Source organism: Methylobacterium sp. P3_A11, from assembly GCF_056403155.1.
This window is the reverse complement of the sequence record NZ_JBFUGA010000027.1, coordinates 18,825-35,596: the sequence shown is the minus strand read 5'-3', so window position 1 is coordinate 35,596 and position 16,772 is coordinate 18,825. Positions and strand designations below refer to the sequence as shown.

At 68.1% G+C, this 16,772-nt stretch carries 12 protein-coding genes; 7 read left to right on the top strand and 5 right to left on the bottom strand.

The genetic code is table 11. The features are described 5' to 3' along the window. Positions 1 to 47: 47 nt before the first annotated feature. Positions 48 to 866 (top strand): transglutaminase-like domain-containing protein, encoded by an 819-nt coding sequence (locus AC1DXK_RS11265; RefSeq protein ID WP_457106995.1) that lies wholly within the window; start codon positions 48 to 50, stop codon positions 864 to 866. 127 nt (positions 867 to 993) lie between these two features. Continuing rightward, positions 994 to 1,641, top strand: a complete 648-nt coding sequence (locus tag AC1DXK_RS11260; RefSeq protein WP_457106994.1) for a L,D-transpeptidase — start codon at positions 994 to 996, stop codon at positions 1,639 to 1,641. 90 nt (positions 1,642 to 1,731) lie between these two features. On the opposite strand, the gene AC1DXK_RS11255 is transcribed toward AC1DXK_RS11260, so the two are convergent. Both AC1DXK_RS11255 and AC1DXK_RS11250 read right to left on the bottom strand, forming a co-directional pair. After that, on the bottom strand, positions 1,732 to 2,067 hold the full coding sequence (locus AC1DXK_RS11255) for a hypothetical protein (protein ID WP_457106993.1): 336 nt from the start codon (positions 2,065 to 2,067) through the stop codon (positions 1,732 to 1,734). Between the two features lie 131 nt (positions 2,068 to 2,198). Beyond that, positions 2,199 to 2,687 (bottom strand): phasin, encoded by a 489-nt coding sequence (locus AC1DXK_RS11250; RefSeq protein ID WP_457106992.1) that lies wholly within the window; start codon positions 2,685 to 2,687, stop codon positions 2,199 to 2,201. Positions 2,688 to 2,946: 259 nt separating this feature from the next. Between AC1DXK_RS11250 and AC1DXK_RS11245 the strand changes: the two genes are divergently transcribed. The 5 genes from AC1DXK_RS11245 (at position 2,947) to AC1DXK_RS11225 (ending at position 12,036) form a co-directional block, all read left to right on the top strand. Continuing rightward, complete coding sequence (locus AC1DXK_RS11245; RefSeq protein ID WP_457106991.1) at positions 2,947 to 5,475, top strand: PAS domain-containing sensor histidine kinase; 2,529 nt, start codon at positions 2,947 to 2,949, stop codon at positions 5,473 to 5,475. Positions 5,476 to 5,984: 509 nt separating this feature from the next. Beyond that, positions 5,985 to 7,931 carry an acetate--CoA ligase gene (acs, locus tag AC1DXK_RS11240; protein WP_457106990.1) on the top strand — a complete coding sequence of 649 codons (1,947 nt, stop codon included), beginning with the start codon at positions 5,985 to 5,987 and terminating at the stop codon, positions 7,929 to 7,931. Between the two features lie 127 nt (positions 7,932 to 8,058). Beyond that, positions 8,059 to 8,430 (top strand): DUF485 domain-containing protein, encoded by a 372-nt coding sequence (locus AC1DXK_RS11235; RefSeq protein WP_457106989.1) that lies wholly within the window; start codon positions 8,059 to 8,061, stop codon positions 8,428 to 8,430. After that, positions 8,427 to 10,109 carry a cation acetate symporter gene (locus AC1DXK_RS11230; RefSeq protein WP_457106988.1) on the top strand — a complete coding sequence of 561 codons (1,683 nt, stop codon included), beginning with the start codon at positions 8,427 to 8,429 and terminating at the stop codon, positions 10,107 to 10,109. The genes AC1DXK_RS11235 and AC1DXK_RS11230 overlap by 4 nt, the downstream gene beginning before the upstream one ends. A gap of 292 nt (positions 10,110 to 10,401) precedes the next feature. Then, positions 10,402 to 12,036, top strand: a complete 1,635-nt coding sequence (locus tag AC1DXK_RS11225) for an MFS transporter (RefSeq protein ID WP_457106987.1) — start codon at positions 10,402 to 10,404, stop codon at positions 12,034 to 12,036. A 634-nt stretch (positions 12,037 to 12,670) separates the two neighbouring features. On the opposite strand, the gene AC1DXK_RS11220 is transcribed toward AC1DXK_RS11225, so the two are convergent. From AC1DXK_RS11220 to AC1DXK_RS11210, 3 genes are all read right to left on the bottom strand, one after another. Continuing rightward, positions 12,671 to 12,913, bottom strand: a complete 243-nt coding sequence (locus tag AC1DXK_RS11220) for a hypothetical protein (RefSeq protein ID WP_457106986.1) — start codon at positions 12,911 to 12,913, stop codon at positions 12,671 to 12,673. Positions 12,914 to 13,289: 376 nt separating this feature from the next. Beyond that, positions 13,290 to 14,888 (bottom strand): bifunctional phosphoribosylaminoimidazolecarboxamide formyltransferase/IMP cyclohydrolase, encoded by a 1,599-nt coding sequence (gene purH, locus AC1DXK_RS11215; RefSeq protein WP_457106985.1) that lies wholly within the window; start codon positions 14,886 to 14,888, stop codon positions 13,290 to 13,292. A 72-nt stretch (positions 14,889 to 14,960) separates the two neighbouring features. Further along, positions 14,961 to 16,709 (bottom strand): heparinase II/III family protein, encoded by a 1,749-nt coding sequence (locus AC1DXK_RS11210; RefSeq protein ID WP_477297775.1) that lies wholly within the window; start codon positions 16,707 to 16,709, stop codon positions 14,961 to 14,963. Positions 16,710 to 16,772 lie beyond the last annotated feature (63 nt).

Sequence of the window (16,772 nt, the reverse complement as noted above, 5' to 3'; positions counted from 1 at the left end):
CACGCGCGGCGAGCCTGCGCGGAAGGCGAAAGAGCAAGGTGGCCGCGATGAAGATCAGGACCGGTTTCGATATCGCCTTCACGTTGTCGCAGCCGACACCGATGGTCCTGATGCTCAGCGTCCACCATTCGCGGATGCCCGATGTTCTGACGCCGCATCATCTCGTGTTCGATCCGCCATTGACGGCGCACGAGTACCGGGACGATTTCGACAACATCTGCCACCGAATCGTCGCGCCGCCGGGGCTGCTGACGATTTCGGCCGATTTCACGGTCCAGGATTCCGGCCTGCCCGATCCGGTCGTGCCGGAGGCGCGCCAGATCCCCGTGCAGGATCTGCCGGACGCGGCGCTGCTGTTCCTGCTCGGCTCGCGCTACTGCGACACCGACCGGCTGTCGCAGACGGCCTGGTCGCTGTTCGGGAACACACAGGAGGGCTGGGCGCGGGTCCAGGCGATCGTAGACTACACCCACGAGCGGATCCGCTTCGACTACCAGCGCGCCGACGCGACCCGAAGTGCGCACGACGCCTTCATGCAGCGCGAGGGCGTGTGCCGGGATTTCGCCCATCTGGCGATCGCCCTGTGCCGGTGCATGAACATCCCGGCCCGCTACGCCACCGGCTATCTCGGCGACATCGGCGTGCCGAAGGACCCGGCGCCGATGGACTTCTCCGCCTGGTTCGAGGTCTTCCTCGAAGGGCCGGACGGCCCGCGCTGGTACACGTTCGACGCGCGGCACAACCGCCCCCGCATCGGCCGCATCGTCATGGCACGCGGCCGCGACGCCACCGACTGCGCGATTTCGACGAATTTCGGCTACGCGCACCTCGCCCGGTTCGACGTCCACACCGACGAGGTGACCTGAGCGCCGGCCCATACGGCCGAGCCATCCTGCGTATTCCGCCGGGACGCAAATTCTCGGCGGCCGAATGGAACTGCCTGCCTATGCTCACGCTTGTAATGGCAAAGGTTATTGCACAGGCAGGCCACCCATGAAGACCACGGTCACCGCACTCGCCGCACTCCTCGGCGTGTCTGTTCTTGCCGCGACGCCTGCGCTCGCGGCTTCGTCGTACGATCCCTTCGGGACCGACAATGCCGACGAGTACTACTCCGATCAGGGACAGTACGGTTACCAGGGTACTTATGCCCCGGGCTACGGCCAGGGCGTGCAGGCCGCGCCGCAGGCTCAGGTGCAGCCGATCCCCCGTGAGGTCGTGGCGTTCAACGCGCCCTACACGCCGGGCACCATCGTGGTCTCCACGGCCGAGCGGCGCCTGTACTACGTCCTCGGCAACGGCCAGGCCCTGCGCTACGGCGTCGGCGTCGGCCGTCCGGGCTTCAGCTGGAGCGGCAGCAACACGATCACGGCCAAGCGCGAATGGCCGTCGTGGACCCCGCCGAAGGCCATGATCGCCCGCCGCCCCGACCTGCCGCGTTACATGGCCGGCGGGATCGAGAACCCCCTCGGTGCGCGCGCCATGTACATCGGCCACACCGAGTACCGCATCCACGGCTCCAACGAGCCGGACACGATCGGTCAGGCGGTGTCCTCGGGCTGCATCCGGATGACCAACGACGACGTCACCGATCTTTACGAGCGCGTGAAGGTCGGCGCCAAGGTCGTCGTTCTGAACTGAGCGCCCACCTCCGGCCCGCGGGCACCGCGGGCCGGGACGTGAACTGCCGCGCGGGCCGCGTCACCCAAACCGGGTGCGCGGTCTGTCGCGTTACGGGACGACGCGCCCGACGGCTGTCTGAGGCGGGCTGAACGACGCGATCGGCATATCGCAGAAGCAGCGCGCCCCGAGGGGTCGCGGTCCTGGCAGCGGACAGGAGAACGGCTTCGGCCCGGTGATTCCCTGTTGGACGGCGTCGCAGTTGAAGCCGACGGGCGCGCGCTGCGCACGCCGCGGGGCCGGACGGTATCCACCGTCATAGCCGGGATCGTCGTAATACTGCGCCTGCGCCGCGCAGGTCGGCAGCAAAGTCGCGAGGGCCAGCGCGGCGACCGTCCAGCGGAGCGTTCCACGCAGGCCGGATCGGCCGGAAACAGTGAGGCGCATTCCTGAATCCTTCGCTCGGCGCGGCTCCAACCTGTCCGCGCCGCGGCTCTCGACGGCAATACCGGCGAAAACGAGACGGCCCGCCCCGGAGTCCGGGAGCGGGCCGCCGCAGCGACGTCGTCCGATGCGCTTCAGTGCGTGGCGCGCTCGGCAGCGTCCTGGGCGTTCTGAGCGGTCTGCTTGGCGGCGTCCTGGCCCTGCTCCATCGCCTTGCGGGCCTCGTCGGCACCCTGCTGCATGGCCGACTTGGCGCGCTCCGCACCCTGCTGCATGGCGCTCTGCGCGAGGCCGCTGAACTCCTTGGCCTGCGCCTGGATGGCGGCGAACTGGCTGCGGACGAACTCGGCCTGGTGCTGCATGGCCTCCTGCATGTCCTTGGCGCGCACCATCTTCTGCGCGAGGTCGAACGCAGCGTTCACGTTCTGCTCGGCATACTCGAAACCGCGCGAGGATGCGTCGAGGGCATTGGAGCGGGCCACTTCGGCCGAGCCCTGGACGGTGTCGGCGGTGCGGCGGGCCGCGCCGATGAAGCTGTCGAACGCCTTACGGGCCTGCTCGACACTCTTCTCGGCGAAATCGCGCATTTCGGCCGGGACCTCATAATTCGGGGGATTGCTCATGCGTCGTCTCCTCTCTTGCTTGGCCTGTGGATGGCGCGTTGTGCGGCGCACAATAACTGATTCGCCACCATATGCCACCCGCGCTCATGGCGTTAAGGTTGACATACCGTAAACGTGTGACGGTTGCTCCCAGAGTCCAGCGTCGCGGCGCCCGGGAGTTTACAATAGGGCTTCGGTCGTGGGCCTTTCTCGGGCAGAGCGGGCTTACGACGGGTCAGGATAGCGTACGGGTTCGAGGTCGCGGGCTTTGGAGACGACAGTGACACGGACGGCCGGTGCAGCCCAGCCCGGGCTGGCAACCGCCTACGCGGCCTGGGAGCGGCTGCCGGCCCTCGCCGGCGGCCTGTCGCTGCGTGGGTCCATCCATCTCGTGATCGATCCCACGGCCGGGTCGATCCTCCACGCGTCCGAGGCGGCGACGCCTCTGGCCGCGGCGATGACCGGCTCAACCCTCGCCGGCTTGATCCGGCAGGTGGCGACCGCCGTCGCGGCCGACGCCGCGCCGCGCCTCGCCCGTCTCCGCCTGGATCCCCGGCGGATCTCCCCGCCGGTGCTCTGCTGGCTGGCTCGCGGCGAGCAGGCCGATGGCCGGCCCGCGATCCTCCTCGTGCCGACCGCGCCGGTGACGTCCTTGCGCACCTCCCGCTCCGACCGCTCGGGCGAATCCGGTTCCGAGACACTCACGCCACCGGTGCATGCACCCGCCTCACAGGAGTCGCCCGTCCAGCGCGGCGACCGCTTCCTGTGGCGGATCGATGCCGCCGGCGTCGTCACCACGCTCAGCGGACCTGAGTGGCTTGCAGGGTTGGTCGGGCAGCGCTGGCAGGATCTGGCCGAGGGCGGACGCATCACCGGCGCCGACGCCGTTCTGGCGGCCCTGCGCGATCGGCGCACCTTCCGCGGCGAGCCGGCGGTGATCGATGTCGGCGCCGGGCCGTTCCGGGTCGATCTGTCCGGCGCCCCCCTCGGCCGGGGCGACGCCGCCTTCTCCGGATTCGGCGGATTCGGGCTGATTCGAAGCGCCCCGGCCATGAGCGCCGCGCCGGCACAGCCCGGTACGCCGATCCAGGTGCCAGCGGAACCCCGGAAATCATCGGTGGAGATCGTCCCGGCGGTGGTGGCCGCGCTCCGACCGACGGAGGTTCGCGAGTCGGTCGCCGGCGATGCCGAATCGGTCGCGGTGCCGCTGTCGAACGACGAGCATGCCGCCTTCCGGGAAATCGCCCGGGCGCTGGGCGCGCGCTATGCCGGCGACGAGGCTGATGCTGGGGCACAGGCGGCGAAGACCGAGGGCGGTGCTGTGATGCCGTTCCCCGCTCCACAGGTGCAAGCCGCGGAAACACGTGCGGCCGCCGACGCGGTGGGCGCACCGCCGATCGTCGCGGACGTCGAGCCAAGCACCGACGCGGAACCGGCTCCGGAAGCGGAATTCCTCGCCGGGCTACCGCTGCCCATGCTCGTCACTCGCGCCGGTACGATTGTCGCGGCCAATCGCCGATTGCTGGACCTCGCCGGTCATCCCGATCTGCGGAGCCTCGCCCGCACGGGGCTCTCCGGGCTGCTCCCGGGCCTTTCGCCGGCGCTGGAGCTCGATACGTCCTCGCGCCGGACGACGATCGCAACGGTCGAGGGGGGTGTACGCCCGGTGGAACTGCAGGCGGGCACCGTCACCTGGGCGGGCGAAGCCGCTGCGTGCCTGATCGTGCGTCCCGTCGAGGAGGCCGATGTCGCGGACGCGCTCACGGCCGAGCGACTTGCCCGCGCGGCGCAGATCGAGCGAACGGCCGGCGCCGAGGCAGCGCTGGATGCGCTGGAAACTGGTGTTGTCACGATCGATGGTGTCGGGCGCATCGTCGCGATCAACCGCGCAGCCGCCGACCTGTTCGCCTGCGAAGCGCGCGAGGTCGTCGGCAACAGCTTCGTCGCCCTGTTCGACCGGGAAAGCGTGCCGGCGGTCGCCGACGCCCTGCGCGGCGCGGTTCCGGGGCAGCAGGCCGTGCTTCTCACCGGTGCGCCCGTCTCGCTCGCCGTCACGGCAGCACGGTCGGACGGGCGACGCGTGGCGCTTCTGGAAAGCGGCGGTCGCAGGTTCGGCGACCTTGGCGGAGATGCCGGCCCGGGATCCGCAACGGTCCGCAGCGGAGCCCTCGCACGGTTGGGCAGCGCCGTCCGGGAACCCGTGACCGGCATGGTCCACCTCGTCGACGCGATGCTGAAGGAGCCGTTCGGTCCCCTCGGCGACGCGCGCTACAGGCGGTGCCTCGCCGAGATCAGGGCCTCGGGCGAGACGATGCTGGAACGCGTCGGGCAACTTCTGGACCTCGCCGCCGTCGAGGCGGGCGCGTTGCGGCTTGAGCCCCGCGCCATCGATCTCAACGACGTCGTGGCCGGCTGTGTCGCCCGGCTTCAGGGAGAGGCGGCGCGGGGCCGGATCGTGGTGCGGACGAGCTTCTCTACCGACCTCGGCGATCTGGAGGCCGACGAGCTTTCGGTGAGCCGTGCAGCCTCCCTGGTGATCGAGAATGCGATCCGCCGCTCGTCCGCCGGCGGCCAGATCATCGTGTCCACAGGTTCGACCGAGCGGGCGACCGTCGCCCTGCGGGTGCGCGGCACCGGAGCCGGGGCCGCACCGCGGACCGACGCGCCGACGGGTGATGTCGAGGACGGGCTGGCGCTGCCGCGTGCGCTGGTGGAGGCTAATGGGGGCCGCCTCCAGCTCTCGGCACGCCCGGAGGACGGCACCCTCGTGGAAATCATCATACCGACGCGGCGGGTTGCGAACGGCTGAAGCGCCGCCCGATAGCCTTCGCGATGGGACGGAGCCGAACCGCCCCACGCGACGACACCGATACGGGATGTCTCGATCAGGCGGACGGACCGCCCTCTGCCCGAGATCGGCGCCGCAGGTGCCGCCTCGACGGATCGAAGACCGCTGCCGCTCCCGATCGCAGCGCGCGCATTGACGGTGGCCGCCTCGGCGGTTTCCGGTCCCCGTCGCAGGACCGCCCGAAGCCGCCTGGAACGGGCGAAAATGTCGGCGGATTCGCGATTCCGGCCGCGGCCGGAGACATCGGGCCGGCGGGTGATCGCAGGGCCTGCCGACCGCGCTTGACAGCGCAGCACCGAGGCCCCAATCAGCCCTTACATTGTGCTCAATTTACTTACGGGAATTGAGCAGCGCACGCTCGAAACCGCGATGATATCGTCATCGTTGGATGTAGGCTACGTTACTTTGGAAGTCCTGGCTGCGCGGCGGAGACCGCGATACGATCGGGCACCAAAACAGGGATGGACGCCATGGAAGGCAAGGTGATCGAGGTGCAGGCCGCGTGGCGTGAGGGTGCTCACGTCGACGATGCCGCATACCAAGAGATGTACGCGGCGTCGGTGGCCGATCCGGATGCGTTCTGGGGCGAGCACGGCAAACGCATCGACTGGATGACACCGTTCACGAAGGTCAAGAACACCAGTTTCGAACCCGGGCAGGTCTCGATCAAGTGGTTCGAGGACGGCACGACCAACGTCGCCTACAATTGCATCGACCGACATCTCGAGACCCGCGGCGACCAGACCGCGATCATCTGGGAAGGTGACAACCCGGACGAGTCCAAGCACATCAGCTACCGGGAGCTGCATGCCCAGGTCTGCCGGATGGCCAACGTCCTGCGCAATCGCGGCGTCGGCAAGGGCGATCGGGTTACGCTCTACATGCCGATGATCCCGGAAGCGGCCTACGCGATGCTCGCCTGTGCCCGGCTCGGGGCGATCCACGCCATCGTGTTCGGTGGCTTCTCCCCCGACTCGCTGGCCTCGCGGATCCAGGGCTGCGGCTCGAGGATGGTGATCACCGCCGACGAGGGCCTGCGCGGCGGTCGCAAGGTTCCGCTGAAGGCCAATGTCGACGAGGCGATCAAGCGCCTCGATTCGGACCTCGTCGACCACGTCATCGTCGTGCGCCGCACCGGGGGCAGCGTCGCCATGGAGGCGGGACGCGACGTCTACTACGACGAGGCCGCCGAGCAGGTGACCGACGAATGCCCCGCCGAGGCCGTGGAGGCCGAGCACCCGCTGTTCATCCTCTACACATCGGGTTCGACCGGACAACCGAAGGGCGTGGTCCACACCACGGCCGGTTATCTCGTCTACGCCTCGATGACGCACGAATACGTCTTCGATTACCGCCCCGGCGATGTGTACTGGTGCACGGCCGATGTCGGCTGGGTCACGGGCCACAGCTACATCGTCTACGGCCCGCTCGCGAACGGCGCGACCACGCTGATGTTCGAGGGCATCCCGACCTATCCGTCGACGTCCCGCTTCTGGGAAGTGATCGACAAGCACAAGGTCAACATCTTCTACACCGCGCCGACCGCGATCCGCTCCCTGATGGGCGGCGGCGAGGGGCCGGTGAAGAAGACGTCGCGGCAATCCCTGCGTGTGCTCGGCTCGGTCGGCGAGCCGATCAATCCGGAAGCCTGGGAATGGTACTACAACGTCGTCGGCGATCAGCGCTGCTCGATCGTCGACACGTGGTGGCAGACCGAGACCGGCGGCATCCTGATCACCCCGCTGCCGGGCGCCACCGCCCTCAAGCCGGGCTCGGCCACTCGTCCGTTCTTCGGCGTGAGGCCCGAGATGGTAGACGCCGAAGGCAAGGTCCTGCAGGGTCCCTGCGAAGGCAACCTGTGCATCGCCGATTCCTGGCCGGGCCAGATGCGCACGGTCTATGGCGATCACGAGCGCTTCGAGCAGACCTACTTCTCGACCTATCCGGGCAAATACTTCACCGGCGACGGCGCCCGGCGGGATGCGGACGGCTATTACTGGATCACCGGCCGGGTCGATGACGTCATCAACGTCTCGGGTCACCGCATGGGCACCGCCGAGGTCGAATCCTCGCTGGTGGCGCATCCCAAGGTCGCCGAGGCCGCGGTGGTGGGCTACCCCCACAACGTGAAGGGTCAGGGCATCTACGCCTACGTCACCCTGAATGACGGCGAGGAGGGCGACGACGCCCTCCGCAAGGAACTGGTGACCTGGGTCCGCAAGGATATCGGGCCGATCGCCTCGCCCGACCTGATCCAGTTCGCGCCGGGCCTGCCCAAGACCCGGTCCGGCAAGATCATGCGCCGCATCCTGCGCAAGATCGCCGAGGACGATTTCGGCTCCCTGGGCGACACCTCGACCCTGGCCGAGCCGGCCGTCGTCGACGACCTGATCGAGAACCGGCAGAACCGGGCCTGATCGGCCCGGATCGCCGGATCTGAATCCGCTGGGGTGGATGCCGGTCCGGCGTCCGCCTCCAACAAGAACCACGAACCATCACCGGGAAGAACCGGAGGGCGCCGGAGCCCTCGCGGGAGGAACAGCCATGAGCGGCAGGACACTCGACCTCCGAGGGCGCACCGCGCCCCCGGGCACAGGTACACGCGGCACGGAGGTGGATCCGCAGATCGAGCGGATCGTCCGGACCCCGGAATTTCAGCAGCTCGTAGCCGAGCGCACCCGCTTCGGCTGGATCCTGACGATCCTGATGCTGGTCGTCTATTTCGGCTTCATCGGCCTGATCGCCTTCGACAAGTCGCTGCTCGCCGTGAAGGTCGGCGGCACCGCATCCCTGGGCCTGTTCATGGGCGTGTTCGTGATCCTCTTCGCCTTCGCGCTCACGGGGATCTACGTGGCCCGCGCCAACACGCGCTTCGACGCCCTGAGCGACGCCCTCAAGCGGAGCGTGGCCCGATGAACCGCCTCCTCCTCGGCTTGACGCTCGCCACTTTGGCCGCCAGCGCGGCCTACGCCGCCGGCCCGGATCTGGGCGCCGTGCAGCAATCGGCCACGAACTGGCCGGCGATCCTCATGTTCCTGTTCTTCGTGCTGATGACGCTTGGCATCACCTACAAGGCGGCCATGGGCACGAAGTCGGCCGCCGACTTCTATGCCGCCGGCGGCGGCATCTCGGCGGGCACGAACTCCCTGGCGATCGCCGGCGACTACATGTCGGCGGCCTCGTTCCTCGGCATCTCGGGCCTCGTCTACACCTCGGGCTTCGACGGGCTGATCTACTCCACGGGCTTCCTCGTCGGCTGGCCGATCGTGCTGTTCCTGATCGCGGAGCGCCTGCGCAACCTCGGCAAGTTCACCTTCGCCGACGTGGCGAGCTTCCGCCTCGACCAGACCGCGATCCGCATCATCTCGGCGGTGGGCACCCTGGTGGTGGTGGCCTTCTACCTGATCGCCCAGATGGTCGGGGCCGGAAAGCTGATCCAGCTCCTGTTCGGCCTGCCCTATCTCTACGCGGTGATCATCGTCGGCGTCCTGATGATCGTCTACGTCGCCTTCGGCGGCATGAAGGCGACCACGTGGGTGCAGGTGATCAAGGCCTGCCTTCTGCTCGGCGGCGCCACCTTCATGGCCGGCGCGGTCCTCTACAAGTACGGCTTCAACCCCGAGGTGCTGTTCGCGAACGCCGTGCAGGTCCATCCGAAGGGCGACGCCATCATGGCGCCGGGCGGCCTCGTGTCGAACCCGGTCGAGGCGATTTCCCTCGGCGTCGGCCTGATGTTCGGAACCGCCGGCCTGCCGCACATCCTGATGCGGTTCTTCACGGTCTCGGACGCCCAGGCCGCGCGCAAGTCGGTGTTCTACGCCACCGGCCTGATCGGCTACTTCTACATCCTGACCTTCATCATCGGCTTCGGCGGTATCGCGCTGCTGATGTCGGATCCGAGCTACTTCAAGCTCGGCGCTGCCGGCACCTTCGACAAGCTGAAGGACATGATCGGCGGCACCAACATGGTGGCGGTCAACCTCGCCAACGCGGTGGGCGGCCCGTACTTCCTCGGGTTCATCTCCGCCGTGGCCTTCGCCACCATCCTGGCGGTGGTGGCCGGCCTGACGCTCGCGGGCGCCTCGGCGATCAGCCACGACCTCTACGCCCAGGTGATCGCCCGCGGGCGGACCACCGAGAAGCACGAGGTCAACCTGTCGAAGATCTCGGCCGTGGTGATCGGAATCGTGGCGATCGTTCTCGGCTACGTGTTCGAGAACCAGAACGTGGCCTTCATGGTCGGCCTCGCCTTCGCGGTGGCGGCAAGCTGCAACTTCCCGGTTCTGGCCATGTCGATCCTGTGGCGGGGCACCACGACCTGGGGCGCGCTGGCCGGCGGCCTCGTCGGCCTGCTCGCAGCGGTCATCATGGTGGTTCTGTCGAAGGCCGTCTGGGTGACGACGCTGGGCAATCCCGTCCCGCTCTTCCCCTACGACAACCCGGCGCTGTTCTCGATGCCGCTGGCCTTCGCGACGATCTGGATCGTGTCCCTGATGGACAGGTCGCGGCGCGCCCAGCGCGAGCGCGCGGCCTTCGAGGCCCAGTTCGTGAGGTCCGAGACCGGAATCGGTGCCTCGGGCGCGCACGCGCACTGACCGACCTCGCACCGGCCTGACGGGCGAAGGGCGCGGCGCTGGCCGCGCCCTTCGTCGTTTTTGGGGCCACTCCGCACGCACCCATGTTGATCGCGCCGTTCACGATCGCTTTACCGGTTGACCAGCCGCCCCCTTGCGATAACGCATATGTGACCCGCGCTTCACGCAGGGCCGCCCGAAAAACGGGCCGTGGGGACGATCCGCGTCTCGGGTCGCCTGAAATGCGTCTGGGAGGACCAGTTTTATGGCTGTGGCAACCGCAATCCCGCGGACGGGGGACGCCGCGAGGCCGATGACTTCGGCCGAGAAGCGGGTGATCTTCGCGTCCTCGCTCGGCACCGTGTTCGAGTGGTACGATTTCTACCTGTACGGATCCCTGGCCGCGATCATCGGCGCGCAGTTCTTCTCGGCATACCCGCCGGCCACGCGCGACATCTTCGCTCTTCTAGCCTTCGCGGCCGGATTCATCGTCCGCCCGTTCGGCGCCCTGGTCTTCGGCCGCATCGGCGACCTGGTCGGGCGTAAGTACACCTTCCTGATCACCATCCTGATCATGGGCCTGTCGACGTTCATTGTCGGCGTTCTGCCCAACGCCGCCACCATCGGGATCGCTGCCCCGATCATCCTGATCGTCCTGCGCCTCGCACAAGGGTTGGCCCTCGGCGGCGAGTACGGCGGTGCCGCGACCTACGTGGCGGAGCACGCACCCAACGGACGCCGCGGTTTCTATACGAGCTGGATCCAGACCACCGCGACGCTGGGCCTGTTCCTGTCGCTCCTCGTCATCCTGGCGACGCGCAGCTTCACCGGCGAGGCGGCCTTCGCCGAATGGGGCTGGCGCATCCCGTTCCTGGTCTCTGTACTACTGCTCGGCATCTCGGTCTGGATCCGTCTCCAGCTCTCGGAATCGCCGGCCTTCAAGAAGATGAAGGACGAGGGCAAGACCTCCAAGGCGCCCCTCACCGAGGCCTTCGGCCAGTGGCGGAACGCCAAGTTCGCGCTCATCGCCCTGTTCGGCCTCGTCGCGGGCCAGGGCGTGGTCTGGTACACCGGTCAGTTCTACGCGCTGTTCTTCCTGCAATCGATCCTCAAGGTCGATGGTTACACGGCCAACCTGCTCATCGCGTGGTCGCTGCTCCTCGGGACCGGCTTCTTCGTCGTGTTCGGCTGGCTGTCGGACAAGATCGGCCGCAAGGTTATCATCCTGGCGGGCTGCGCGATCGCGGCCGCGACCTTCTTCCCGATTTTCAAGGGCATCACATCCACGGCGAACCCGAGGCTGGAGGCGGCGATCGAGAACGTGAAGGTCACCGTCACGGCGGACCCGGCAAGCTGCGGGACCCTATTCAACCCCGTCGGCACGCGGGTCTTCTCGGCCCCCTGCGATCTGGCCCGCGACTTCCTGTCGAAGTCGTCCGTGCGCTACGCGACCGCCCCCGGCGCGGCCGGTCAACCCACGACGATCCGGATCAACGACACCGAGGTCCCGTACCCCCAGGGCGGCAACGCCGAGGCCAACAAGGCCACGCTCGCCGCGCTCCAGGCCGCCGGCTACCCGAAGGCGGGCGACCCTGAGATCGTGAAGATGTCGAACCCATTCGACATCTTCCGGCCGCAGGTCGCCCAGGTGATCGGCCTGCTGTTCATCCTCGTGCTGTTCGTCACGATGGTCTACGGCCCGATCGCCGCCATGCTGGTGGAGCTGTTCCCGACCCGGATCCGCTACACGTCGATGTCGCTGCCCTACCATATTGGCAATGGCTGGTTCGGCGGTCTGCTGCCTGCCACTGCCTTCGCCATGGTGGCGCAGACCGGCGACATCTATTTCGGCCTTTGGTACCCGATCGTCATCGCCGTTGCGACGGTGATCATCGGCGTGCTGTTCGTGCCGGAGACCAAGGATCGCGATATCTTCGCGGACACCTGAGCGGCGCAGGCCGACCCAAACGAACGCATCTCATCGACGCCCGGGCAGCGCACGCTGCCCGGGCGTTTCCGTTCGAGGTCTCCCATCATCGGGCCGCGCCCGCGGAAGGCGGCCGATACGGCGGCAGGACCGCTTGTGACGCGCCCGCAACGCCACCGCTGAATAGCGCCGGGTGCGGTTCGTCACGGATTGCATTTCTGCGGATCGCCTACAGACATAGACAAGATCGACCTCGGCGAGGGCCGAAGTCTCCTCAGACGGCGCCATATCGATTGTTCGGATCCGGATGCAGCGCCCTAAAGAGAGCCGGTTATTGCAACTTACAGTAAAGATCGATTCTATCGAAGACCGCATGAGGGTCGCATGAATTATTCGACCCTGAAGAAACTTCATCCGTCCTACAAATGAACCGGAGGAACCTGAAGCGGTACGAAGCCGTATCAAGTTTTCTCCACTCTGAGGCACTCGGAACGTGAACGTGAGCGACGTCTTGATACGCCTGGGCCGTCAGACAGGAAGACGACCGCCGATTCGAATTGTTGTTATCTGGTCGTTGCTTGCCTTCGCGTTGTGGATCGCGATCAACAGTGTTGCCGGTCGACTGGTCTGGCTTTGGTAGGATTGAGTGACCTGGTCAATTGTTTTCCGGATACCCAGTGAGGTAGGCACCTAACAGATACCCGGCCTGATGCGCGGTCAGATATCCCAGCATGATCAGCACATGCAGCAGATCGAGTCCGTAGACGGACATGAACATCGTCATCGCAGTAAACATGACGACGGAGGACGTCATAGCGATCACGATCGCCGAGTAGGACCGGCCGATCAGCCAGCCGACGAGGAACAACAGCGCAGCGACCAACATCTCGTCACCCAACCCGGAGCCAATCCAGGAAGTTCTTCACACGAGCTTCCGGCGCACATTGCGGTGATGATGGCGCCCGGCCGAGAAAATATCAACCCGCGCCGCTTGTGCCGCATATATTCGCAAAGACGGGGATATTTTTCCGGCAACAATGCTCGAATGACAGCATTGAATGATACCGCGGATCTATTGTCGCGACTCGACTTGAACGGCGATTGTTCGCAGCGATGCTGGACCGGACCGCCGTTCACCTGGAAAAATCAGGGCGACAAGCCGGATCGTCCCGGATCGTTAACGGGTCGATCGACGCGGCGGTGATGCGCCCCGAGCCCCTCTCCCAGCGGAGGTTGGGGGAAGACCGTCGCGCCGGGGTTGCGGCGCGGGGGCGTCAGTGCCGGAAATGACGATGGCCCGTCAGGACCATGGCGAGGCCGGCCTCGTCGGCCGCGGCGATGACGTCCGCATCGCGCATCGAGCCCCCTGGCTGGATTACCGCCGTGGCGCCCGCCTCGGCGGCGGCCATCAGCCCGTCGGCGAACGGGAAGAAGGCATCCGAGGCCACGACCGAGCCGACCGCGAGGCTCTCCGAGAGGCCCAGGCGCCTCGCACCCTCGGCGGCCTTCCAGGCGGCGATGCGCGAGGAATCGACCCGAGACATCTGTCCCGCCCCGATGCCGACCGTGGCGCCGGCCTTAGCATACACGATGGCGTTCGACTTCACGTGCTTGGCGACCCGGTAGGCGAACCGGAGATCGGCCAGTTCCGCCTCGCTCGGCGCGCGCTTGGTGACGACCCGGAGTGGCATGTCGTCGACGACCGCCGCGTCCCGGCCCTGGACGAGCAGGCCGCCGGCGAGCGTCCGCACGGTCTCGCCCGGCGCCCGCGGGTCGGGCAGGCCGCCGGCCAGAAGCAGACGCAGGTTCTTCTTGCCGGCCACGATGGCCGCGGCCTCGGGCGTGGCATCCGGGGCGATGATCACCTCGGTGAAGATCTCGACGATCCGGTGCGCCGCCTCGGCGTCCAGCGTCCGGTTCAGCGCCACGATCCCGCCGAAGGCCGAGGTCGGGTCGCAGCTCAGCGCACGCTCGTAGGCTTCGAGCAGGCTCGCGCCCTCGGCGACGCCGCAGGGATTGGCGTGCTTGATGATTGCGACCGCGGCGGTCCGCGCCGGGTCGAACTCGGCGACGCATTCGAAGGCCGCATCCGTGTCGTTGAAGTTGTTGTAGGACAGCTCCTTGCCCTGGAGCTGTCGGACCGTCGCCATGCCCGGGCGGGCCTTGCCCGGCGACCGGTAGAAGGCGGCCGACTGATGCGGGTTCTCGCCATAGCGCAGCGCCTGCCCCAGGGTGCCCCCGAAGGCGCGGAACGGCGCCGGCTCGTCGGCTCCGAACCGGCCGGCCATCCAGTTCGCGATCGCGGCGTCGTAGGCGGCCGTGCGAGCGAAGGCCTTCTGCGCCAGGCGGCGGCGCAGCTGCGCCCCGAGGGCGCCGTCATCCGCCTCCAGGGCGGCGAGCACGCCGGCGTAGTCCGACACGTCGGTGACGACGGCGACATCCGCGTGATTCTTGGCCGCCGCGCGGATCATCGCCGGGCCGCCGACATCGATGTTCTCGATGCAGTCTTCGTCCGGTTTGTCGGCCGCGATGGTCGCCTCGAACGGATACAGGTTCACCACGAGAAGGTCGATCGCGCCGATTCCGTGGGCGGCGAGCGCAGCCTGATGCTCGGGGTTGTCGCGGATGGCGAGGAGGCCCCCATGCACCGCCGGATGCAGGGTCTTCACGCGGCCGTCCATCATCTCGGGGAAGCCCGTGAGGTCAGCGACCTCCGTCACCGGAAGCCCGGCCTCCCGCAGGGTGCGATGGGTGCCCCCGGTGGAGACCAGCGCGATGCCGCGGGCGTGGAGCGCCCGGGCGAAGTCGACGAGACCGGTCTTGTCGGAGACCGAGAGGAGCGCGCGGGAGACCCGCACCTGATCGTGCGCCATAGCTTCGAGCCGAACGTTCGAGATTTTCCGGCGCGGTAGCATGGAACGGGTGAGCCCGGCCAGCCGACTCCGTCAGGGCGCCACCCCGCGCAGGGGTGCAGAGGCCAGGCGCTCGAAGCTCCAGCGAACCTCGACATCCTCGGACACGCGCAGGTGCAACACGATCTGATCGGTGCGGCGCGGCCCGGTCAGGCCCGAGAAGTAGACGCTCTCCTCCAGGGCAGTCTCCGCGTTCTCGGAACGGAAGACCCAGACCTCGCCGWGGGCCGAGGCGAGTTCGAGCCCCTCCGGGATGCTGCGCACGGCGATGCCGGGATGCAGGTGGAAACGGATCGCGACGTCCTGCGGACGCAGACGCCGCCCGCGGCTCAGCCCCTTGCCCTGGCGCAGGAAGGCGTCGCGACCTTCCAGGCGTGCCGTGGCGTGGAACAGCTGCCACCGGCGCTCGTGGACGATGCCGAAGTCCGGCCCGTAGCCGTCATGCCGGGCGGCGAGGACGATGCTGTCCGCCTCCTCGGCCCGCTCGGACGCCACCGCCGACGGGCCGCTGAGCACCACGGGTCCGCGCCGCCGGATCAGCCAGTCGGCCAGCTGCCGCTCGCCCCACCATCCGGTGCGGGTGAGGAACCGGCACGACGAGGTGTGGGCGACCACGGCCGTGGAGTGGGCGGCCGTCGAGCGGGCGAGGAGGCGCAGATCCGCACCGCTGGCCGGCAGGCCACAATTGACCACGATGCGCTGCGGACCGCTCGACATCTCGAAGGCCAGACAGCCGGCAGCGGCGTTCACCGAGTAGGGCAGCGGCGGACTCGCACCGACATCGGCGACGATCACGACCCGGCCACCCTCCAGGCGCTCGTAGCCCGAATTCGGCGCGTGCATCAGCGGCCGGGCGAGCGCACCGTCATAGACCAGGAGCGTCGCGAGATGGTCCGCGTCCGTGGCCCCCATGCCGTTGAAGTGGCTCAGCGAGGCATCGGGATGGCGCAGCAGCCGCAACAGCGGCAGCATCCGGTCGACGGCGCGCAGCAGGGCCATCGGCGGTTCGACGCTGCGGCTGAGGTAGCTCTGGCGCAACGGCAAGAGGTCGAGCAGCAGCTCCATGGCGAAGCGCGGGTCGCGGGAGCGGTGGCCGCCATCGGTCAGGATCTGGCGGTCGAGTTCCCGTGTCAGCACCCGGGTCGCCCGGCGCAGGATCGGCTGGATGCCGTCGCAGCAGAGGCCGGCGTAGCAGAGCGCCACCGCGGCGTTCAGGCGCCACTGCGGCGGCACCCCGCGCCGAAGGTCGCGCTCGAGCTGCTGCGCGTTGCGGCCGATGGCCTTGAGGAAGTTCTGATAGAAGCCATGGTCGGCGCCCTCCAGCACGAGGGGCGACTGGCACAGGAACGAGATCAGCCGGCGGGCTGCCACCGGCGTCTGGCGGGAGAGCGCGGCGTCGCCCCGACCGGCGATGAAGTCGGCCACGAAGGCACGGGCATTGGCCCGGGCCAGGGCCGTGTCGGCGGCGCGCAGATGGCGCAGCCAGCCGAAGCCGTAAAGCTCGTCGGCCCATTCCGGTGAGGGCGCCGCGTAGTCGAAGGGCGACCCGCCGCTCGCCGCCAGCGACCGGCCGGCGAAGACGAACAGGCCGGCATAGATATCGTCCGCGAAGGTGGCGTCGGAGGTACGCAGGTCCTGGGGGGCGATCACCAGTCCGGTCACCCGCATCCGGGCGAGGATGTCGGGCGAGGCGGTGAGGCTGGCACCGACGGCGCGGACCGCGCGCGCGGCCTCGCGCGCGACGAGCCGATAGAAGCGCCAGCGGTCAGGCCCCCAAGCCACGCGATCTCCGAGCTACGCGTTTTCACAAGGCCCCATGGCCTTGAGCCCTCATGTCCGAGGATC